The sequence below is a fragment of the Burkholderia sp. RF2-non_BP3 genome, from assembly GCF_001522185.1.
Classification (GTDB): domain Bacteria; phylum Pseudomonadota; class Gammaproteobacteria; order Burkholderiales; family Burkholderiaceae; genus Burkholderia; species Burkholderia diffusa.
Genome location: NZ_LOSU01000023.1, coordinates 141944 through 163989, shown reverse-complemented (window position 1 = coordinate 163989; position 22046 = coordinate 141944). Strand labels below are relative to the sequence as shown.

The window sequence follows — 22046 nt, the reverse complement described above, 5'->3', positions numbered from 1 at the left end:
GTTGCGGTTTTCTCCCTGGGTGGCCGGCGCTGCGGGCGCCGCGGACTCATTCCGCGTCGCGCGCCGGCACAAGAATTTCGCGGTTGCCGCTCGACGACATCGCCGACACGAGCCCCGACTGTTCCATCTGTTCGAGCAGCCGCGCCGCGCGGTTGTAGCCGATCCGCAAATGGCGCTGCACGAGCGAAATCGACGCGCGGCGGTTCTTGATGACGATCTCGACCGCCTGGTCGTACAACGGATCAGACTCGCCGCCGCCTTCGCCGGTTCCCGCGCCGGCCGAACCCTCGTCGCCGTCGACGGTGCCGCCCTCGAGCAGCCCTTCGACGTAGTTCGGCTCGCCCTGCTCCTTGAGCTTGTCGACGACGCGATGCACTTCGTCGTCGGCCACGAACGCGCCGTGCACGCGCACCGGCAGGCCGGTGCCCGGCGGCAGGTACAGCATGTCGCCCATCCCGAGCAGCGATTCGGCGCCCATCTGGTCGAGAATCGTGCGCGAGTCGATCTTCGACGACACCTGGAACGCGATACGCGTCGGCACGTTCGCCTTGATCAGGCCGGTGATCACGTCGACGGACGGACGCTGCGTCGCGAGGATCAGGTGGATGCCGGCCGCGCGCGCCTTCTGCGCGATCCGCGCGATCAGCTCCTCGACCTTCTTGCCGACGACCATCATCAGGTCGGCAAGCTCGTCGATCACGACGACGATGTTCGGCAGGCGGCCGAGCGGTTCGGGATCGTCCGGCGTCAGGCTGAACGGATTCGGAATCTTTTCCTCGCGCTTCGCCGCTTCGTCGATCTTGTTGTTGTAGCCCGCCAGGTTGCGCACGCCGAGCTTGCTCATCAGCTTGTAGCGGCGCTCCATCTCCGCGACGGTCCAGTTCAGCGCATGCCCGGCCTGGCGCATGTCGGTGACGACCGGGCACAGCAGGTGCGGAATGCCTTCGTAGACGCTCATTTCGAGCATCTTCGGATCGATCAGGATCAGACGCACCTGCTCCGCGGTGGCCTTGTAGAGCAGCGACAGGATCATCGCGTTGATCCCGACCGACTTGCCCGAACCGGTCGTGCCGGCGACCAGCAAGTGCGGCATCTTCGCGAGATCCGCGCACACCGGCTTGCCGCCGATGTCCTTGCCGAGGCTCAGCGTCAGCGCGGACGACGCGGCCGCATAGACTTCCGAGCCGATGATCTCGGACAGGTGGACCGTCTGGCGGCGCTGGTTCGGCAGCTCGAGCGCCATGTAGTTCTTGCCGGGGATCGTCTCGACCACGCGGATCGACACGAGCGACAGCGAACGCGCGAGATCCTTCGCGAGATTGACGATCTGGCTGCCCTTTACGCCGGTGGCCGGCTCGATCTCGTAGCGCGTGACGACCGGGCCCGGATACGCGGCGACGACGCTCGCCTCGACACCGAAGTCCTTCAGCTTCTTCTCGATCAGGCGCGACGTGAATTCGAGCGTATCGGCCGAAATCGCTTCCTGCGTCTTCGGCGCGGGATCGAGCAGCGACACCGGCGGCAGCGTCGAATCGCCCGGCAGGTCGGTGAACAGCGGCACCTGGCGCTCGCGCTCGACGCGCTCGGACTTCGCCGGCGTGACGACCGGCGGCACGATCGTCACGGGCTCGTGATCCTCGATGCGCACGCGCTCCTCTTCGACCTTCCCTTCGCGGCGCACGGCCGCGGCCTCGCCGAGCTTGCGGTCGCGTTCGGCCTCGCGGCGCAGCTTCGCGACGTTGACGGCGGACAGGATCGCGCCGCCGACGCGCTCGGCGACCGACAGCCACGAGAAGCGGAAATACAGCGACAGGCCGATCGCGAGCAGGATCAGGAGCAGCAGCGTGCCGCCGGTGAAGCCGAACGCATGCGACATCGCACCCGCGACGGCCTCGCCGATCACGCCGCCCGGCGCGCGCGGCAGCTGCACCTTCAGCGACCACATCCGCAGCGCCTCGATGCCGTCGCACGCCAGCACGACGAGCACGAACGCGAAGATCTCGGTGAGCCAGCCGATCGGCCGCTCCGGTTCGTCGGCGACCGCCTCGTGACGCGTGATGCGCCGGTAGTTGACCGCGATGCGCCGCCCGAGCGGCACGATCAGCCAGTAGGCCGACAGGCCGAACAGCAGCAGGATGATGTCGGCCGTCCATGCACCGACGCGGCCGGCCCAGTTCGAGATGTGGTCCACCTGCGCGGCGTGCGTCCAGCTCGGATCGCGCCGGCTGTAGCTCAACAGGGCCATCACCAGAAAAGCGCAGAGCGCGACCTGGAGAATCCAGCGGATCTCCGTGAGGAGCTTCGACATCCGGTGCGGCAACGCCTGTGCCTGGGCGGAATAAGGAGCTTTTGCCATGAATCCGTATAAAGAGGACGGGCCGCGCGCCCGCCTGTCGTTCGATCGCGCTTATTGTAAACGCTGCACCGGGGCGTCAAGTGTAAATGACGGTTACATAAGAGGGCCGGGGCGCCGAAGCGACCGCCGGGCAATGCTATCGCCACGATTGAAACTCTCGTTCGGCAGCGCAGCAACGGGGCCTTTATAATGCGCGTCTGATACCCATCTATGACGGCATCCCGGTCAACCCGGATCGTACGGCGGGCCTACCCCGCCCGCCGCGGCCGCCTTTTACGGATTCGCACATGTCCACGCCCAAACACGCCAAAGTCCTGATTCTCGGTTCCGGCCCCGCCGGCTACACGGCTGCCGTCTACGCGGCACGCGCCAACCTGTCCCCGGTGCTGATCACCGGCATCGCGCAGGGCGGCCAGCTGATGACCACGACCGACGTCGAAAACTGGCCGGCGGACGCGAAGGGCGTGCAAGGCCCGGAACTGATGGCGCGCTTCCAGGAGCACGCCGAGCGTTTCAACACCGAAATCGTATTCGACCACATCCACACCGCGAAACTGCACGAAAAGCCGATCCGGCTGATCGGCGACTCGGGCGAATACACGTGCGACTCGCTGATCATCGCGACCGGCGCGTCCGCGCAGTATCTCGGCCTGGCTTCCGAGGAAGCATTCATGGGCAAGGGCGTGTCGGCCTGCGCGACCTGCGACGGTTTCTTCTATCGCAACCAGGAAGTCGCGGTGATCGGCGGCGGCAACACGGCCGTCGAGGAAGCACTCTACCTGACGGGCATCGCGAAGAAGGTCACGGTGATCCACCGCCGCGACAAGTTCCGCGCCGAGCCGATCCTGATCGACCGTCTGCTGGAGAAGGAAAAGGAAGGCGTCGTCGACATCAAGTGGGATCACGTGCTCGACGAGGTGACGGGCGAGGAATCGGGCGTGACGGGCCTGCGCATCAAGAACGTGAAGACCGGCGAGAAGCAGGACCTCACCGTGCAGGGCGTGTTCGTCGCGATCGGCCACAAGCCGAATACCGACCTGTTCCAGGGCCAGCTCGAGATGAAGGACGGCTACATCCTGACGAAGAGCGGCCTGCAAGGCAACGCGACGTCGACCAGCGTGCCGGGCGTGTTCGCCGCCGGCGACGTGCAGGACAACGTGTATCGCCAGGCGATCACGAGCGCCGGCACGGGCTGCATGGCCGCGCTCGACGCGCAGCGCTACCTCGAAAGCCTGCACGACAAGAAGTAAGCGTCAGGCCTTCGCGCGCCGGGCGCTACAATGGCGTCCGCTGCCGCGAAGCGGGCTCGACCGGAAAGCCGCTGCCGCCGTGCAGCGGCTTTTTTGTGCCCGCGCGTCCGAACGCGCCTGCCCGGTTACCGAATCATGGCAAAGAACCAGCCCCATCCGAGCGATCCCGCGAAGCGGCAGATCGCCGCCCGTCCGTCGAACCCCGCGCCCGCCGCGCCGCCGCCCGCGCCCGACGCAGCCGCGCTGCGCGGCCAGGGTCTGGCCGGCCTCGGCGCGTTGCGCAAGTCGCTGCAAGGCGAAGCCGACCGCCGCGAGCGCACCCGCGTCGAAACCGCGAAGGCCGCCCGTCAGGCCGAGGCCGACGCGAACCTGTTCCGCAACGAAATCGGCGCGATCCGGCCGCTGAACGCGCCGCCGCGCGCGAAGTCCGGCCGCACGCCGCCCGACCCGGTGCCGAAGCAGACTCGGCGCGACGAGGAAGACGTGCTGAATGCGACGCTGTCCGACGAATTCGATCCCGAGACGCTGCTCGACAGCGACGAATCGCTGTATTACCACCGCCCCGGCATCAGCCGCGACGTCGTGCGCAAGCTGAGGAGCGGCGCATGGATCGTGCAGGCGCAGCTCGACCTGCACGGGATGCGGCGCGACGAAGCGCGCGACGCGCTCGCGGAATTCATCCGCGAGGCCGGCAAGAAGGGGCTGCGGTGCCTGCGCGTGATTCACGGCAAGGGGCTCGGCTCGATCGGCAAGGAACCCGTGCTGAAGGGCAAGGTGCGCGCATGGCTCGTGCAGAAGGAAGAAGTGATCGCGTTCTGCGAGGCGCGCAGCCACGACGGCGGCGCGGGCGCGGTGCTCGTGCTGCTGCAGCCGCTCGCGGCGCCCGCCGATCGGGGGCCGCGTGCCGCATCCTAGGCTGACGCTCGCGATCGCGGTACTGGAAGCGATCGCGACGCTGGCGTTCGCGATCTCGGGTTTCATCGAGGCACGCAAGAACCGGCTCGACTCGGTCGGCACGTTCGTCGTCGCGCTCGCCACCGCGTTCGGCGGCGGCACGCTGCGCGACATCCTGCTCGAGCGCCGGCCGTTCTACTGGGTCGTGCACGACGACTACGTGATCGCGATCTTCGTGCTCGCGCTGTTCGCGCCGTTCGTGCTGCGGATGCTGTCGCGGCTGTCGGCCGAGCGGCTGCTGCTGGTGGCCGACGCGATCGGGCTCGGCATCTTCAGCATCTCCGGTACCGCGATCGCGCTCGATGCCGAGATGCCGCGCTTCATCGCGGTGATGATGGGCGTGATCACGGGCGTGGTCGGCGGGATCATCCGCGACGTGTTGTGCAACGACATCCCGCTGATCCTGCGCGATTCGCGGCCGTACGCGACCTGCGCGTTCATCGGCTGCTGGTTCTACCTGCTGCTCGCGTGGCTTCAGTTCGATTCGGTGTACAGCGTGCTGCTCGCGACCGGCTTCATCCTCGTCGCGCGGCTCGCGACGTTCAAGTTCGACGTGCGGTTGCCGCACTGAATTCAAGCATCGCTTGAAACACAAGGGATGGTTGGAACACCTCCTTGTTGTTGCACGCCATTGATTCGAAACCGAGCGATTTATCAGACACAGTTTTTTGCATTCCCATTTCAATACTCAGTACTCCATGCTACGTTCTGCTCGACAAGTGCAAACGAGTGACACGGCATGACCATTTTTTTTGCGGTAGTTGAAGACGATCCGCTGGACAGCGGCGGCTACGTACTGGACGGAGGTAAATGTGGAACGATCGTGGGAGAAGACGGCAAGCGTCGGAAAATCACATTCGTCGGACAACGCGCGTGGTGCAGCAGTTGCGAAAGCTTCGGAACGATTGAAGCAGCGCCCGGCGCCCCGAACAAGAAGCGAATGCGTGACTTCACTTCCGCAGGGAGAGTTCAAGCCTTGAGCGGCGATTGGGTCCGATGTCGCTGTGATCGCTCTCCTCGCATCATTTCCCGATATGGACGCAAATGGAAAATTGACACTCGGAATTGCGATACCGGATCGGAATCTGGGCTCGCCGCAACGCAGGCGGTTACGGCAACTGCATCCTCCACCTTTGACGACCGCTTCGTCTTTCGGGACGCTGCTGGCAATCCGCTAAGCAACGTCGCTTATGCGTTACAGCGCGACACGGGAGCATTCGAATACGGCCGAACGGACGCATATGGACAAACTCACATGCTCACGTCCGCGCCGCATGCCGAAAACATCACGATCTATCTCGCGGAATAGCCATGCCGGAACACATCCACGTTTCTCCTGTAGGCAATCGGTACAAACGGATCGCGACGCGAAAAACCACGCCAACGAGCGATACGTCACCGAAACCTGTCACTGCCCGATTCAAGACATTCTGGAAAACAGTTCGTAAATGGACCGACGCTGACATCGACGAATACCACCTTGCCGCCCCGCAACTGGCGAGGCAACTCCAAACGGAAATGTACTGGGATCGCAACGGCAGCGCGCGCGTGAATCAATTTACGTGTGAAGATTTCGCGTTGCGGCTGCTTATCCAGTTTGCCGCATTGCAAGGATTGCCCCTGAAGCTGACAACCGGCGTACGAAGTTATCGGAACATGGAAATCTACGGTGAATCCGAGCACCAGCGATACGATTCGACGATGTACGGTTTCGCCGATATGGTGTCGTTGACCTTCGGCGCACCAGACATGCAACGCACGGATTCAAATACCTCGCGACTTCAGACACCGGAGTCGCTCCTGCCCGGGGATATGCTTGTACAGGCCAATGATCGCGCAGGTATCGGACATCATGTCCAATTGGTCACAAGTTCTTCACCTTCGTCCATTTCGATCATGCAGGGCAATTCGAGCGGCGTAATCGTACGCCCATTCACGACGATCATGCGGATATTCGGCCGGAACCGTGCAGACCCCCAAAGCGCCAGCTACGCAGGCATGGGGGTCGAAAACGGACACTACGCGCCCAGTGAAGACGGATGGGACTACAGAAACGAGACAACGGGCGCCGAAGTCAAAGACTTCCTGAGGCAGTTCCAGCTGTATCGCTGGAATTTCGCTGCGTTCAATCGATAAGCCGTGGAGTAAAGATGCGTGCGCTATTTTCGATAGTCGCGGATAGCGATCTGTTCGGCGCACTCGCGACAGTCTGTCTGATCGTCGCAGTGGCCGGCCTTTTTTCCACCATACGCCGCTCGAGGTTTTATTTTCCGACCGTCTTCGCGTGCCTTCTGTTCATGCCGGTACTGCATGCGATCGGTTCGTATTTCTTGTCACTGCCCAGTCCATGACTGCCGCCCGCCGGCCACTATGCGGCGGGCTGAAGATGACCTCTGCACTGAATTCAAGAACATCTCGTGAGACGGGGCGATCGACGGGCATCCGAATCGAATACGATCCGGATCGCGTCGTCGATGCCTCGAATCCGTTCGCCTCACGCGATCCGCTCTTCCGACGCCGGATCGAACAGCACCGCCTTCGACACGTCGAACAGCAGCGACTGCGTCTGCCCCGGCTGCGGATTCGCGGCCGGATGCACGCGGCTCACGATCCGCTTGCCGTTGACCTGCGCGAACACGTGCGTGTCCGGCCCGGTCGGCTCCGTCACGTCGACGCGCACGTCGATCGGCTGCAGCTGCGACGTCTCGCCGTGGTGTGCGTTGCGCACGTCGGTGATGCGCTCCGGACGCAGACCGAGAATCACCTCGCGGCCGACGTGGCCGTTCATCCGCTTCGCGTCGAACGGCAGGTTCAGCGCGCCACGCGCGAGGCCCGTGTCGATCTCGAGCGCGATCCCGCTGCCCTGCTCGACCAGCTTGCCGTTGATGAAGTTCATCGGCGGCGCGCCGATGAAGCCCGCGACGAACAGGTTCGACGGCGAATCATAGATTTCCTGCGGCGCGCCGAACTGCTGGACCACACCGTCCTTCATCACCGCGATCCGGTCGCCGAGCGTCATCGCCTCGATCTGGTCGTGCGTCACGTAGACGATCGTGGTGCCGAGGCGCTGGTGCAGCAGCTTGATTTCCGCGCGCATCTCGATGCGCAGCTTCGCGTCGAGGTTCGACAGCGGTTCGTCGAACAGGAACAGCGACGGATCGCGCGCGAGCGCACGGCCCATCGCGACACGCTGGCGCTGGCCGCCCGACAGCTGGCCCGGCTTGCGGTCGAGCAGATGCTGGATCTGCAGCATCGCCGACACGCGCTCGACGATCTGCTGCTGCTCGCTCTTCGGCACCTTGCGGATGTTCAGGCCGAACGAGATGTTCTCGCGCACCGTCATCGACGGATACAGCGCGTACGACTGGAACACCATCGCGATGTCGCGATCCTTCGGCGACAGGTCGTTCACGACCTTGCCGTCGATGCAGATCTCGCCGCTCGTCACGGTCTCGAGGCCGGCGATCATGTTGAGCAGCGTCGACTTCCCGCAGCCCGACCCGCCGACCAGGATCAGGAACTGTCCGTCCTCGATCTCGATGTCGACACCCTTCAGGACCGGCACCCCGTTCGGGTAGGTCTTGTACACGTCACGGATGGAAAGGCTTGCCATGCTGTGAATCCTCTGTCTCGTCTCGCGCGGCGCACTGCGGCGCCGCGTCGGGTTCGTTTCGATGCGCCGCGCGTCGTGCGCGGCCGGTTCGTCGTATCGGATGAATCCGCGCTTACCCCTTCACCGCGCCCGCCGTCAGCCCGCGCACGAAGTAGCGGCCGGCGACCACGTAGACGAGCAGCGTCGGCAGCGCGGCGATGATCGCGCCGGCCATGTCGACGTTGTACTCCTTCACGCCCGTCGACGTGTTGACGAGGTTGTTCAGCGCGACCGTGATCGGCATCGAGTCGACGCCGGAGAACACGATCCCGAACAGGAAGTCGTTCCAGATCTGCGTGAATTGCCAGATCAGGCACACCATGAAGATCGGCAGCGACACGGGCAGCAGGATCTTCGTGAAGATCGTGAAGAAGCCCGCGCCGTCGATGCGCGCGGCCTTCACGAGCTCGGCCGGCACGCTCACGTAGAAGTTGCGGAAGAACATCGTCGTGAACGCGATCCCATACACGACGTGCACGAACACGAGGCCCGGAATCGTGTTGGCAAGGCCGAGCATCCCCTGCAGGCGCGCCATCGGCAGCAGGATCACCTGGAACGGAATGAAGCAGCCGACCAGCATCATCGTGAACAGCGCATCCGCGCCGCGAAAGCGCCAGTGCGTGAGCACGTAGCCGTTGAACGCGCCGATCAGCGACGAGATCAGCACGGCCGGGATCACCATCTGCAGCGAGTTCAGGAAGAACGGCTTCATGCCGTCGCAGCGCACGCCGGTACACGCGCCGCTCCACGCCTTCACCCACGGATCGACGGTCCAGTGCGTCGGCGGCGTCAGCAGGTTGCCGGTGCGCAACTGGTCGAGATCCTTGAAGGACGTCGACAGCATCACGTAGATCGGGAACAGGAAATACAGCGCGAACAGGATCAGCGCCGCATAGATCACTGCCCGGCTGATCGTCATCTTAGGCTGCATTGCGGGTGCTCCTCGATTCCATATACATCAGCGGCACCAGCACGGCGACCACGGTCGCGAGCATCATCACCGACGACGCCGCGCCGAGCCCGAGCTGGCCGCGGTTGAACGAAAACGTGTACATGAACATGGCCGGCAGCGACGATGACGTGCCGGGGCCGCCCGCCGTCAATGCGACCACCAGGTCGAAGGTCTTGATCGTGATGTGGCAGAGAATCAGCAGCACCGAGAAGAACACCGGGCGCATGCTCGGGATCACGATCTTGCGGTAGATGGTCGGCAGCGTCGCGCCGTCGACCTGCGCGGCCTTGAAGATCTCGGCGTCGACACCGCGCAAACCAGCGAGGAACAGCGCCATCACGAAGCCGGTCGACTGCCACACGGCGGCGATCACGATACAGAAGATCGCCTTGTCCGGATCGTCGAGCCAGCCGAACGAGAAGCTCGTCCAGCCCCAGTCGTGCATCACCTTCTCCAGGCCGAGGCCCGGGTTCAGGATCCACTGCCATGCGGTGCCCGTGACGATGAACGACAGCGCCATCGGATACAGGAAGATCGCGCGCAGCGCGCCTTCGTTGCGGATCCGCTGGTCGAGCAGGATCGCGAGGAACAGCCCGAGCGCGACGCAGATCGCGATGAACGGAATCCCGAACCAGCCGAGGTTCGCGGCGGAGGTCCACCACACGTCGTTCTGGAACAGGTCCGTGTAACGGCCGAAGCCGTCGAATTCGTAGTTCGGCAACAGCCGCGAGTTGGTCAGCGACAGATAGCCGGTAATCAGAATGAAGCCGTAGATGAACACCACGGCGATCGCGAGGCTCGGCGCGAGCACGAGCTTCGGGATCCAGCGATCGGCGAAGGCCGACATCGGCGACGTGCGCCGTGCGGCGGCAGCGCCGGATCCGTTTCCGCTAAGAGGGGCAGCCACTTGATTCGACTCCTGGAACGAGGGTGACGCAGGCCGGGCCGGCGCCAGGTACGGCACGGGCCCGCGGGCGAGCCCGTTTGCTGCACTTGCAAAAACGCCCGGCCGACGAAGCGTTTCCGGCCGGGCGCCTGTCGCGCTTTACTTCACCTTCGCGGCTTTCGCGAGCGCGGCGACCGCGCTCTTCGAATCCTGCTGCGAGTTCATGAACTTCGTCACGACGTCGGTGATCGCGCCGGCCGTTGCATCGCCCTGCGCCATCCCGTGTGCGAGCGACGGCACGAAGCCGCCCGACTTGATCGCGGTCTGCTCGTCGGCGTACGACTTCTTCGCGCAGTCGTCGAACTTGTCCATCTTCACGCCGAGGCGCACCGGCACCGAGCCCTTCAGCAGGCTGAACTGCTCCTGGAAGCCCGGCGTCATGATCGTCTTCGCGAGTGCGACCTGGCCCGGCGTCGCGTCCTTCTGGCCCTTCTGCTGGAAGAACACGAACGAGTCGACGTTGAACGTGTACGAATTCGCCGTACCCGGGACCGCCGCGCAGATGTAGTCCTTGCCCGCCTTCTTGCCGGCGTTCTCGAACTCGCCCTTCGCCCAGTCGCCCATGAACTGCATGCCGGCCTTGCCGTTGATGACCATCGCGGTCGCGAGGTTCCAGTCGCGGCCGTTGCGGCCGGTATCGAAGTAGCCCTGGATCTTGCGCACCGTGTCGAACACGGACAGCATCTGCGGCGACGTCAGCGTCGCCTGGTCGAGATCGACCAGCGCCTTCTTGTAGAACGCCGCACCCTGCGACAGCACGACGTCTTCCCACAGCGTCAGGTCCTGCCACGGCTGACCGCCCATCGCGACCGGCTGGATGCCCGCGGCCTTCAGCTTGTCGGCGACCGCGAAGAATTCCGGCCAGGTGGTCGGCACCTTCGCGCCGACCTTGTCGAGCGCGGCCTTGTTGATATAGAGCCAGTTCACGCGGTGCACCGAGAACGGCGCGGCGACGGTGTGGCCCTTGTACTTGATGATCTTGTCGATTTCCGGCGGCAGGTTCTGCTTCCAGTCGCCAGCGGCGGAATCGATGTTGACGAGCACGCCCTGGTCGGCCCAGTCCTGGATCAGCGGGCCCTTGATCTGCGCGGCCGACGGTGCGTCGCCGCTGATCACCTTGGTCTTCAGCGCGGTCATCGCCGCGGCGCCGGCGCCGCCCGCGACCGCGAAGTCCTTCCACACGTAGCCCTGCTTCTGCACGTCGTCCTTCAGCACGCCGACGGCCTTCGACTCGCCGCCCGAGGTCCACCAGTGCAGCACGGTTACGTTCTCGGCCGCCTGCGCCGCCACGGCGCCAGCCATCAGACCCGCGGCGCAGAGCGCGCCCATGATCGAGCGAACTTTCATTACTTATCTCCTCCAGACTGAATCAACTCGTGAAGTTCCCCGACGGGGAACCGGCTTCTTGATAAACGACGGGGAAATCGAGCCGCGGGACGCATGCAGCGTACGGGGCCGATGACCGGCCGGGCTCTTACAGAAAGCGTGAATCGAGATTCAACGGCGTGTCTCCTCTTTGTGTTTCTGGCCCGCCGCGATGCCGCGGCGCGAGCCCGGGGGCGACGGCGCGCGGACGATGCGCACCGTCAATGTCCGATAACATTCGGCACAAGGCGTTCCCGAAGGCGAAGCTCGCGCAGTTCATCGACCGCACTTCTTTTTTTCTTCACCCAGGTGCTACCCCTTGCGGCGGATTGTAGTTAAACTACAATTCAGTGTCAAAAATATTTTTATCGCACTACGGATCGCTTCCCAGCACCCCAACCGGCGGAGACACATGCATACCGATTCCAGCTTTACCTTCGTACTTTTCGGCGGCACCGGCGACCTGTCGATGCGCAAGATCCTGCCCGCGCTGTTCGAAGCGCACCGCGGCAACATGCTCGCGGAAAGCGGCCGGATCGTTGCCGTCGCGCGGCACGAATCGGATCGGGCCGGCTATCTCGAGTGGGTCGACACGCATGTGAAGCCGCACGCGGCGAAGGCGGCCGGCAAGGCCTTCGACGACACCGCGTGGAAATCCTTCCTCGAACGCATCGAATACGTGAAGCTCGACCTCGGTCGCGCGGAGGACTACGTCGTGCTGCGCGACGCGGTCGCGCAGCTTCCCGGCATCCGCGTGTTCTATCTCGCGACGGGGCCGTCGCTGTTCGTGCCGATCTGCAAGGCGCTCGCGTCGGTCGGGCTGAACGAAGGCGCGCGCATCGTGCTCGAGAAGCCGCTCGGCTACGACCTGCGCTCGTCGAACGCGATCAACGACGCGGTCGGCGAGATCTTCGCGGAAGACCAGATCTACCGGATCGACCACTACCTCGGGAAGGAGCCGGTGCAGAACCTGCTCGCGCTGCGCTTCGGCAATGCGCTGTTCGAGCCGCTGTGGCGCCGCGAATGGGTCGAGAGCATCCAGATCACGATCGCCGAGGAGCTCGGCGTCGAGGCGCGCGGCGATTTCTACGACAATACGGGCGCGCTGCGCGACATGGTGCAGAACCACCTGCTGCAGCTGCTGTCGATCGTCGCCATGGAGCCGCCGCATTCGATGGACTCCGACTCGGTGCGCGACGAAAAGCTGCGCGTGCTGCGCGCGCTGAAACCCGTCGATTCGCGCGACATCGGCAAGGTCGCGGTGCGCGGCCAGTATCATGCGGGCGTGATCAAGGGCGCGCAGGTGCCGGCCTACGCGACCGAGCCGGGCGTGAAGCCGGACAGCCCGACCGAAACCTTCGTCGCGCTGAAGGTCGAGATCGAGAACTGGCGCTGGGCCGGCGTGCCGTTCTTCCTGCGCACCGGCAAGCGTCTCGCCGATCGCGTCGCGGAGATCGTCGTCAACTTCCGGCCGGTGCCGCACTCGGCCCTCGGGCCGACCGCGCTGCGCGCCGGCTCGAACCGCCTCGTGATCCGGCTGCAGCCGAACGAGACGATTCGCCTGTACTGCCTCGCGAAGCAGCCCGGCGAAGGGATGAACCTCGCGAGCGTGCACCTCGACCTCGCGTTCGACCGTTTCTTCAAGGAAGGGCAGATGGAGGCGTACCAGCGCCTCCTGCTCGACGTGATCAACGGCCGCCTCGCGCTGTTCGTGCGTCGCGACGAGCAGGAAGCCGCGTGGCGCTGGGTCGAGCCGATCCTGAACGAATGGGCCCGCTCGCTGAAGCCGCCGAAGCCGTATGCGGCAGGCACGTGGGGGCCGGCCGCGGCGAGCGCGATGCTCGCGCAGCACGGCACCTGCTGGCTCGAAGAAGAAAACTGATGCAAACCGTTGTCGTGCGCGCAAGCGCGCGGCAACGTGCCCCATGATTCGCACGAATTGAACAGACAAAGCAGTCCGGAGGAGATGTGATCGAGATTCACGCTTTCGACACCCAGGAAGCGCAAAGCGAAGCGCTCGCGCGCGCCGTCGGCGACGCGCTGCGCGCCGCGCTCGGCGGCCCCGCGCGCCCGACGCTCGCGGTGTCCGGCGGCACGAGCCCGCGCCCGTTCCTGCAAACGCTGTCGCATGCGGCGCTCGACTGGGCCGGCGTCGACGTCACGCTGGTCGACGACCGCTGGGTGCCGGAGGACGATGCGGCCAGCAACGCGCACCTCGTGCGCGACACGCTGCTGCAGCGCGCGGCGGCCCCTGCCCGCTTCCTGCCGCTCGTCGACACGCGCGTGTCGCTCGACGCGCACGTCGCCGCGCTCAACGCGAACGCCGACTACCGCGTACCGACCGTCGCCGTGCTCGGCATGGGCGAGGACGGCCACACCGCGTCGATCTTCGCGGACGCGCCCGAATGGGACCACGCGATCGCGACGCCCGAGCGCTTCGTCGCCGTGCATCCCGGCGCCGCGCCGCATGCGCGGGTGAGCTTCTCGCTCGATGCGCTCAAGCGCGTCGACCGGCTGTTCCTGCTGATCGCGGGCGAACGCAAACGCGCGGTGCTCGACGCAGCGGCCGCATCGCTGCAGAAGAACGCGATTTCCCAACTGGCCAACGACAAGGGGACCAAGCTCGATGTCTACTGGTGCGCAAAGTAAGGCTGTCGTCGTGGGCCAGCATGCCGACGGCCCGCGCCTGCTCGCGGACGTCGGCGGCACGAACGCGCGTTTCGCGCTGGAAACCGGCCCCGGCGAGATCACGCAGATCCGCGTCTACCCCGGCGCCGACTATCCGACGCTCACCGACGCGATCCGCAAGTATCTGAAGGACGTGAAGATCAGCCGCGTGAACCACGCGGCGATCGCGATCGCGAACCCGGTCGACGGCGACCAGGTCACGATGACCAATCACGACTGGAGCTTCTCGATCGAGGCCACACGCCGCGCGCTCGGCTTCGACACGCTGCTCGTCGTGAACGACTTCACCGCGCTCGCGATGGCGCTGCCGGGCCTGACCGATGCGCAGCGCGTGCAGATCGGCGGCGGCACGCGCCGCCAGAACAGCGTGATCGGGCTGCTCGGGCCTGGCACCGGGCTCGGCGTCTCCGGCCTGATTCCCGCGGACGACCGCTGGATCGCGCTCGGCAGCGAAGGCGGTCACGCATCGTTCGCGCCGCAGGACGAGCGCGAGGATCTCGTGCTGCAATACGCGCGCAAGAAGTTTCCGCACGTGTCGTTCGAACGCGTGTGCGCGGGCCCCGGCATCGAGGTCATCTACCGCGCGCTCGCCGCGCGCGACAAGAAGCGCGTGGCCGCGACCGTCGACACGGCGGAGATCGTCGAGCGCGCGCACGCGGGCGACGATCTCGCGCTCGAGGCAGTCGAATGCTTCTGCGGCATCCTCGGCTCGTTCGCCGGCAGCCTCGCGCTGACGCTCGGCGCGCTCGGCGGCGTGTACATCGGCGGCGGCGTCGCGCTGAAGCTCGGCGAACTGTTCACGCGCTCGTCGTTCCGCGCGCGCTTCGAGGCGAAGGGCCGCTTCGCGCAGTATCTCCAGAACATCCCGACCTACCTGATCACCGCCGAATATCCGGCATTCCTCGGCGTGTCGGCGATCCTCGCGGAGCAGTTGTCGAACCGGTCGGGCGGCGCATCGTCGGCCGTGTTCGAGCGGATCCGCCAGATGCGCGACGCGCTGACGCCGGCCGAGCGCCGCGTCGCCGATCTCGCGCTGAACCATCCGCGCTCGATCATCAACGACCCGATCGTCGACATCGCACGCAAGGCGGACGTGAGCCAGCCGACGGTGATCCGCTTCTGCCGCTCGCTCGGCTGCCAGGGGCTGTCGGACTTCAAGCTGAAGCTCGCGACCGGCCTCACCGGCACGATTCCGATGAGCCACAGCCAGGTGCATCTCGGCGACACGGCCACCGACTTCGGCGCGAAGGTGCTCGACAACACGGTGTCCGCGATCCTGCAGTTGCGCGAACACCTGAACTTCGAGCACGTCGAGAACGCGATCGAGATCCTGAACGGCGCGCGGCGCATCGAGTTCTACGGGCTCGGCAACTCGAACATCGTCGCGCAGGACGCGCATTACAAGTTCTTCCGCTTCGGGATTCCGACGATCGCGTACGGCGACCTGTACATGCAGGCCGCATCGGCCGCGCTGCTCGGCAAGGGCGACGTGATCGTCGCGGTGTCGAAGTCGGGACGCGCGCCGGAATTGCTGCGCGTGCTCGAAGTCGCGATGCAGGCCGGCGCGAAGGTGATCGCGATCACGTCGAGCAACACGCCGCTCGCGAAGCGCGCGACCGTCGCGCTCGAGACCGACCACATCGAAATGCGCGAATCGCAGCTGTCGATGATCTCGCGGATCCTGCATCTGCTGATGATCGACATTCTCGCGGTCGGCGTCGCGATCCGTCGCGCATCGACCAACGGCGAGCTGCCGGAGGCCGTCGCGCAGGCGCGTGCACGGGCGAGCGACGACGAGACGGCCGACGTGCTCGACTGGCTGAGCCACGGCGCGTCGCCGGCGGCGAAGGACGTCGCGCGGGACTGACGCCCGACACGGCACGGCGGAGGCCGCTTTCCGTCCGCCCGAAAAAAAACGCCACCGACGCATCGCGCGGTGGCGTTTTTTCATGCCGCGGCGGCTCAGGCGCCCGCTTTCACCGGCCGGCCATGCCAGCGAAGCACGAGGGAGCGGCCGACGAAACACAGCACACCAGTGACGCCGATCGTCACGCCCATCGCGAACGGCGTGCCGTCCGCGAGTGCGCCGATCGCGACGCTCGCGATCGCGCCCAGCGCGAGCTGCATCGCGCCGAACACGGCCGCCGACGCGCCCGCGTTGTGCGGATAGCGATGCATCAGGTCAGTCGTGCAGTTCGCGGACAGGATCCCGACCACGCCGACCACGAAGAACAGACACACGACGATCGACCACAACCCGCCCCACCCGGTCAGCGCGACAAGCGCGACCGCGAGCGACGCGATGCAGCTCACAAGCGACGCGGCCGCGATGATGCGCAGCGAACCGATGCGGCCGACGAGCCGCGTATTCGCGAAATTGCCGATCATGATCCCGACGACGTTCAGGCCGAACAGCAACCCGTAGTGCTGCGGCGACACGTGAAAATACTCGATGTACACGAACGGCGTCGCGGTGATGTACGAGAACATCGACGCGAACGCCATCCCGCCGCACAGCATGTGCCCCCACGCGACCGGATCGGAGAGGATGCGCCCGTACGATGCGAACGACGCGAGCACGGCCGCGCTCTTGCGCCGCTCCTTCGGCCAGGTTTCGGGCACGCGCAGGTACGCGGTCGTCGCGCACACCGCACCGAACACGGCCAGCACGACGAACACGCCGCGCCAGCCCGAGAAGCGCAGGATCTGCCCACCGATCAGCGGCGCGAGCAGCGGCCCGACCGCGGTGACGATCGCAACCATCGACAGCACCTTCGCCGCATCGGTCGGCTCGTGCGCGTCGCGCGCGATCGCACGCGACAGCACCGACGCCGCGCCTGCGCCGAGCGCCTGCAGGAACCGCACGAGGATCAGCATGTCGATCGAGTTCGACACGAAGCAGCCGATGCTCGCGAGCGTGAACAGCGCGATGCCGCCGAGCAGCACGGGCCGGCGGCCCCACGTATCGGACATCGGACCGTACAGCAGCATGCCGATCGAGAAGCCGGCCATGAAGCTCGTCAGCGTGCGCTGCGCGGCGCCGGGGCTGACGGTAAAGCCGTCGGCGATCGACGGCAGGCTCGGCAGGTACATGTCGGTGGCGATCGGCCCGCAAGCGGCGAGCGCGCCAAGCAACAGGATCAGCCGGGCATCGGGCCGGCGCCGGACGACGTGGGACATGGGTATCCGGAATGGAGGCCCGCGCGCATCGGGGCGCGCGTGGCGGTGAAGACGGGAGGCCGCGCCGCGGACGGCGCTCAGGCCCATGATTGTACGCGCAACTTTTTCGCGTGCCGGCGGCCGGGCGCCGCGCACGGCCGGACGGCGCCGTACGGCCGATCGCCGCCGCTGGCGCGCGAGGCGGCACGAGGCCGCACGCGGATTCGATTAAGCTTGCGGCTCCCCGCTCTTCCTGTCCGACCCAATCGACGCACGACCGAACCGATGACCGCTTTCCTGCTGATCTGGAGCCCCAAGAAATGGCCGTGGCCCGAGCTGCCCGACGTCGCCGCGCGCGTGAAGGCCGGCGAGGCCGTGCACGACGTGTGGGGCTGCGGCTTCGCGCGCGGCATCCTGCCGGGCGATCGCGTGTTCCTGCACCGCGTCGCGCAGGAGCCGAAGGGCGTGTTCGGCTCGGGCTACGTGACGCGCGCGCCCTACGAAGTGCCGGCCCCGGCGACGAAGCGCGGCTACCGGCTGTGCATCGATTTCGTCTACGACTGGCTGGTCGACGCCCACCAGGACGTCGTGATCCCGCGCGACGCGCTGCGCGTGCATCCATACTCGGTGCAGACCTGGGACGCGCAGTCCTCCGGCACGTCGATCAAGCCGATGGTCGAAGGCCCGCTGGAGAAGCGCTGGGCAGAACTGACCGGCAAGCGCAAGTCGCCGCGATAAACGGGCCGGATCGGACGCCGGCCATGCGCGCCGGCCAGTCCCCCGCGCGCCGAAAGGCCGCAGACCGCGCGGCGGGCCCGTCATGCGCGTCTCCGGTACAATCGGACGATCGTTCCGCCCAGGCGCCGCGGCCCGTGCACAGGCCCCCCGCGCCCTTCTCTCGCAGGTTTCGCACATGTCCAACAATCAGATCCTCTTCGAACGCGCCCAGAAGACCATTCCGGGCGGCGTCAACTCGCCGGTGCGCGCCTTCCGTTCGGTCGGCGGCACGCCGCGTTTCGTCTCGCGCGCGCAGGGCCCGTACTTCTGGGATGCCGACGGCAAGCAGTACATCGACTACATCGGCTCGTGGGGCCCGATGATCGTCGGCCACGTTCATCCGGAAGTGCTGTCGGCCGTGCAGAACGTGCTCGCCGACGGCTTCTCGTTCGGCGCGCCGACCGAGGCGGAAATCGAGATCGCCGAGGAAATCTGCAAGCTCGTGCCGTCGATCGAGCAGGTGCGGATGGTGTCGAGCGGCACCGAGGCCACGATGAGCGCGCTGCGTCTCGCGCGCGGCTTCACGGGCCGCAGCCGCATCGTCAAGTTCGAGGGCTGCTACCACGGCCACGCGGACAGCCTGCTGGTCAAGGCCGGCTCCGGCCTGCTGACGTTCGGCAACCCGACGTCGGCCGGCGTGCCCGCCGACATCGCGAAACACACGACCGTCCTCGAATACAACAACGTCGCCGCGCTCGAAGAAGCGTTCGGCGCGTTCGGCGACGAGATCGCCGCGGTGATCGTCGAGCCCGTCGCGGGCAACATGAACCTCGTGCGCGGCACGCCCGAATTCCTGAATGCGCTGCGCGCGCTGTGCACGAAGCACGGCGCCGTGCTGATCTTCGACGAGGTGATGTGCGGCTTCCGCGTCGCGCTGGGCGGCGCGCAGGCGTACTACGGGATCGCGGCCGACCTCACCTGCCTCGGCAAGGTGATCGGCGGCGGGATGCCGGCCGCCGCGTTCGGCGGCCGCCGCGACATCATGGCCCACCTCGCGCCGCTCGGCGGCGTGTACCAGGCCGGCACGCTGTCGGGCAACCCGATCGCGGTCGCCGCGGGCCTGAAGACGCTGCAACTGATCCAGGCGCCCGGCTTCTACGACGCGCTGACCGCGCAGACGAAACGCCTCGCCGACGGCCTCGCGGCCGAAGCGCGCGCGGCCGGCGTGCCGTTCGCCGCCGACTCGATCGGCGCGATGTTCGGCCTGTACTTCGCCGAGCGCGTGCCGGTCAGCTTCGCGGAAGTGACGAAGAGCAACGTCGAGCGCTTCAACCGCTTCTTCCACCTGATGCTCGACGAAGGCGTGTACTTCGCGCCGTCCGCGTACGAGGCCGGCTTCGTGTCGAGCACGCACGACGACGCGGTGATCGACGCGACGCTCGCGGCCGCACGCCGCGCATTCGCGGCCCTCGCCGCCTGACCCGGGTCCGCACGCATGTTCTCGGATACCGATTTCGCCCACATGCAGCGCGCGCTGACGCTCGCGGCGCGCGGCATGTATACGACCGCGCCGAACCCGCGCGTCGGCTGCGTGATCGTCAAGGACGGCGACGTGATCGGCGAAGGCTTCACGCAGCCGGCCGGCCAGGACCACGCGGAAGTGCAGGCGCTGAAGGACGCGCGTGCGCGCGGCCATGACGTTGCCGGCTCCACCGTGTACGTGACGCTCGAGCCGTGCAGCCACTTCGGCCGCACGCCGCCGTGCGCGAACGCGCTGATCGACGCGCGCGTCGCGAAGGTCGTCGCGGCGATGGAAGACCCGAATCCGCAGGTGTCGGGGCGCGGCCTCGGGATGCTGCGCGACGCGGGCATCGACGTGCGCTGCGGGCTGCTCGCGAACGAAGCGGGCGAACTGAACATCGGCTTCGTGTCACGGATGACGCGCGGCCGCCCGTGGGTGCGGATGAAGACGGCAGCGTCGCTCGACGCACGCACCGCGCTGCCGTCCGGCGAAAGCCAGTGGATCACCGGCGAGGCCGCGCGCCTCGACGGCCATGCTTGGCGCGCGCGCGCGTGCGCGATCCTCACCGGGATCGGCACCGTGCGCGAGGACAACCCGCTCTTGACCGTGCGCGGCGTCGACACGCCGCGCCAGCCGCAGCGCGTGCTGGTCGACAGCCGCCTCGACCTGCCGCTCGATGCGCGCCTGCTCGAAGGCGCGCCGCTGCTGATCTTCTGCGGCCGGCTCGACGCCGCCGGCGAAGTGCGCGCGAACGTGCTGAAATCGCGCGGCGCGGAAATCGTGCCGCTCGCGAATGCGTACGGCAAGGTCGACCTGCCCGCGATGCTGGCCGCGCTCGGCGCGCGCGGCGTCAACGAGCTGCACGTCGAGGCCGGTCACAAGCTGAACGGCTCGCTGCTGCGCGAGCAGTGCGTCGACGAGCTGCTGGTCTACCTCGCGCCGAGCCTGCTCGGCAGCGACGCGGCCGGCATGTTCGACCTCGCCGCGCCGGCGAGCCTCGACGCCCGCACGCGACTCGCGTTCCACAGCGTCGAGCGGATCGGCGACGATCTGCGGATCCTGGCGCGCGTCGCGCCGCCCTCCGCCACGCTTTGAACGGAGCCGTCACGATGTTTACCGGAATTGTCGCGGCCGTCGGCCGCATCGAAGCGATCAACCCGCTCGGCGCGTCGCCCGAGGCGGGCGTGCGGCTGACCGTGCAGGCCGGCGGGCTCGACCTGGCCGATGTCGCGCTCGGCGACAGCATCGCGATCCAGGGCGCGTGCATGACGGTGATCGAAAAGACCGACACCGGATTCGACGTCGACGTGTCGCGCGAAAGCCTGAACCGCACGGTCGGCCTCGCGCAGCCCGGCGAAGTGAACCTCGAGAAGGCGCTGCGCGCGCACGACCGCCTCGGCGGGCACATCGTGTCGGGCCACGTCGACGGCCTCGGCACCGTGACGCGCTTCGCGCCGGTCGGCGAATCGCACGAGCTGCGGATCGTCGCGCCGCGCGAGCTCGGCCGCTATCTCGCGTACAAGGGCTCGATCACGGTCAACGGCGTGAGCCTGACCGTCAATTCGGTCGACGATCGCGCCGACGGCTGCGAGTTCTCGATCAACCTGATCCCGCATACGGTCGAGGTCACGACGCTGCGTCACGTGAAGGCCGGCGACAAGGTCAATCTCGAAATCGACATGATCGCGCGGTATGTGGAGCGGATGATGTCGGCATCGCAGGGCGTGCATCAGGACTGACCAGGCGGTTCCGCCCGCTGGATGGGAAATGGCGCCCGGCGGCGTGGCCCGGCACCTGGCCTGATGGCCAACGACGCGCACGGGTCATCCCGTCGCGCTAAGATGCAACGGCAGCGGTTTCGGCGCCGCGGCGCGCGGTGCGCCGCGTACCGGCTGCCCCTTTTCCTCCAGGAGTCGTCCCCATGTCCATCTCGATGTACCAGGCTTCGCTGCCCGTCCTGATCCGCGGCCTCACCAACCTGCAGCACATCCTCGGCAAGGCTCAGGCGCACGCGGCCGAAAAGCAGATCGACCCGTCGGTGTTCATCGGCGCACGCCTCTATCCGGACATGCTGCCGCTCGTCCGCCAGGTGTATATCGCGACCGACACGGCCAAGGGCTGCGCCGCGCGGCTTGCCGGCGTCGACATCCCGAGCTATCCCGACGTCGAGCAGACATTCGACGAACTGCACGCGCGCATCCAGAAGACGATCGACTATCTGAAAGGCTTCGACGCCGCGCAGATCGACGGCAGCGAAGCGCGCCAGGTCGTGCTCAAGATGCGCGTCGGCCCGATCGAGTTCACCGGCCAGTCGTATCTGCTGAATTTCGTGCTGCCCAACTTCTTCTTCCACGTGACGACGGCGTACGACATCCTGCGCCACAGCGGCGTCGAGCTCGGCAAGCTCGACTACCTCGGCGGCCGTAACGACCAGGCGTGACGCACGGCCGGGCCTCGGCCGGCCTGCGGCGGCCCGTCTTCGGGC

Annotated in this window: 19 protein-coding genes; 13 read left to right on the top strand and 6 right to left on the bottom strand. The window is 66.6% G+C overall.

The features are described from left to right. Positions 1–46 precede the first annotated feature (46 nt). Entirely contained in the window at positions 47–2356 is a 2310-nt protein-coding gene (locus tag WS45_RS08870) for a DNA translocase FtsK (RefSeq protein ID WP_059530170.1), read from the bottom strand. 287 nt (positions 2357–2643) lie between these two features. On the opposite strand from WS45_RS08870, the gene trxB reads away from it, so the two are divergent. The 5 genes from trxB (at position 2644) to WS45_RS08850 (ending at position 6696) form a co-directional block, all read left to right on the top strand. Continuing rightward, positions 2644–3606, top strand: a complete 963-nt coding sequence (trxB, locus tag WS45_RS08865; protein WP_059690783.1) for a thioredoxin-disulfide reductase — start codon at positions 2644–2646, stop codon at positions 3604–3606. Between the two features lie 135 nt (positions 3607–3741). Next, a complete protein-coding gene (locus WS45_RS08860) occupies positions 3742–4521 on the top strand; it encodes a Smr/MutS family protein (RefSeq protein WP_059690782.1) in 780 nt (259 codons plus the stop codon). Next, on the top strand, positions 4508–5131 hold the full coding sequence (locus tag WS45_RS08855) for a trimeric intracellular cation channel family protein (protein WP_059530178.1): 624 nt from the start codon (positions 4508–4510) through the stop codon (positions 5129–5131). Before WS45_RS08860 ends, WS45_RS08855 begins: the two co-directional genes overlap by 14 nt. Positions 5132–5299: 168 nt before the next feature. Continuing rightward, a complete protein-coding gene (locus tag WS45_RS34855) occupies positions 5300–5869 on the top strand; it encodes a hypothetical protein (RefSeq protein WP_156437098.1) in 570 nt (189 codons plus the stop codon). 2 nt (positions 5870–5871) lie between these two features. Further along, positions 5872–6696, top strand: a complete 825-nt coding sequence (locus WS45_RS08850; RefSeq protein ID WP_082721878.1) for a hypothetical protein — start codon at positions 5872–5874, stop codon at positions 6694–6696. Between the two features lie 358 nt (positions 6697–7054). Here WS45_RS08850 and WS45_RS08840 read toward each other — a convergent pair whose 3' ends face one another. The 4 genes from WS45_RS08840 to WS45_RS08825 all read right to left on the bottom strand — a co-directional run bounded on the left by WS45_RS08840 (position 7055) and on the right by WS45_RS08825 (position 11457). After that, entirely contained in the window at positions 7055–8173 is a 1119-nt protein-coding gene (locus WS45_RS08840) for an ABC transporter ATP-binding protein (protein WP_059530181.1), read from the bottom strand. A gap of 112 nt (positions 8174–8285) precedes the next feature. Further along, positions 8286–9143, bottom strand: a complete 858-nt coding sequence (locus WS45_RS08835) for a carbohydrate ABC transporter permease (protein WP_059448153.1) — start codon at positions 9141–9143, stop codon at positions 8286–8288. After that, positions 9133–10071, bottom strand: coding sequence for a carbohydrate ABC transporter permease (locus WS45_RS08830; protein WP_059509685.1), 939 nt, complete (start codon positions 10069–10071; stop codon positions 9133–9135). Before WS45_RS08830 ends, WS45_RS08835 begins: the two co-directional genes overlap by 11 nt. A gap of 138 nt (positions 10072–10209) precedes the next feature. After that, a complete protein-coding gene (locus WS45_RS08825; protein ID WP_059530186.1) occupies positions 10210–11457 on the bottom strand; it encodes an ABC transporter substrate-binding protein in 1248 nt (415 codons plus the stop codon). Positions 11458–11887: 430 nt separating this feature from the next. Here WS45_RS08825 and zwf point away from each other — a divergent pair, with 430 nt between their 5' ends. From zwf to WS45_RS08810, 3 genes are all read left to right on the top strand, one after another. Next, the gene (gene zwf, locus WS45_RS08820; RefSeq protein ID WP_059530188.1) at positions 11888–13357 is read left to right on the top strand and encodes a glucose-6-phosphate dehydrogenase; all 1470 of its coding nucleotides are present in this window, start codon (positions 11888–11890) and stop codon (positions 13355–13357) included. An 86-nt stretch (positions 13358–13443) separates the two neighbouring features. After that, on the top strand, positions 13444–14124 hold the full coding sequence (gene pgl / locus WS45_RS08815) for a 6-phosphogluconolactonase (RefSeq protein ID WP_059699425.1): 681 nt from the start codon (positions 13444–13446) through the stop codon (positions 14122–14124). Beyond that, positions 14102–16030 (top strand): bifunctional transcriptional regulator/glucokinase, encoded by a 1929-nt coding sequence (locus WS45_RS08810; RefSeq protein ID WP_059699423.1) that lies wholly within the window; start codon positions 14102–14104, stop codon positions 16028–16030. Before pgl ends, WS45_RS08810 begins: the two co-directional genes overlap by 23 nt. A gap of 95 nt (positions 16031–16125) precedes the next feature. On the opposite strand, the gene WS45_RS08805 is transcribed toward WS45_RS08810, so the two are convergent. Then, positions 16126–17343, bottom strand: a complete 1218-nt coding sequence (locus WS45_RS08805; protein WP_059699420.1) for a Bcr/CflA family multidrug efflux MFS transporter — start codon at positions 17341–17343, stop codon at positions 16126–16128. A gap of 264 nt (positions 17344–17607) precedes the next feature. Here WS45_RS08805 and WS45_RS08800 point away from each other — a divergent pair, with 264 nt between their 5' ends. From WS45_RS08800 to WS45_RS08780, 5 genes are all read left to right on the top strand, one after another. Next, the gene (locus tag WS45_RS08800) at positions 17608–18060 is read left to right on the top strand and encodes a hypothetical protein (protein ID WP_059699418.1); all 453 of its coding nucleotides are present in this window, start codon (positions 17608–17610) and stop codon (positions 18058–18060) included. Between the two features lie 175 nt (positions 18061–18235). Continuing rightward, positions 18236–19519, top strand: coding sequence for a glutamate-1-semialdehyde 2,1-aminomutase (gene hemL / locus WS45_RS08795; RefSeq protein ID WP_059530198.1), 1284 nt, complete (start codon positions 18236–18238; stop codon positions 19517–19519). Between the two features lie 15 nt (positions 19520–19534). Continuing rightward, entirely contained in the window at positions 19535–20656 is a 1122-nt protein-coding gene (gene ribD / locus WS45_RS08790) for a bifunctional diaminohydroxyphosphoribosylaminopyrimidine deaminase/5-amino-6-(5-phosphoribosylamino)uracil reductase RibD (RefSeq protein WP_059690777.1), read from the top strand. A gap of 14 nt (positions 20657–20670) precedes the next feature. Then, the gene (locus tag WS45_RS08785) at positions 20671–21300 is read left to right on the top strand and encodes a riboflavin synthase (RefSeq protein ID WP_059699416.1); all 630 of its coding nucleotides are present in this window, start codon (positions 20671–20673) and stop codon (positions 21298–21300) included. Between the two features lie 182 nt (positions 21301–21482). After that, positions 21483–22001, top strand: a complete 519-nt coding sequence (locus tag WS45_RS08780; RefSeq protein ID WP_059530206.1) for a DUF1993 domain-containing protein — start codon at positions 21483–21485, stop codon at positions 21999–22001. Positions 22002–22046 lie beyond the last annotated feature (45 nt).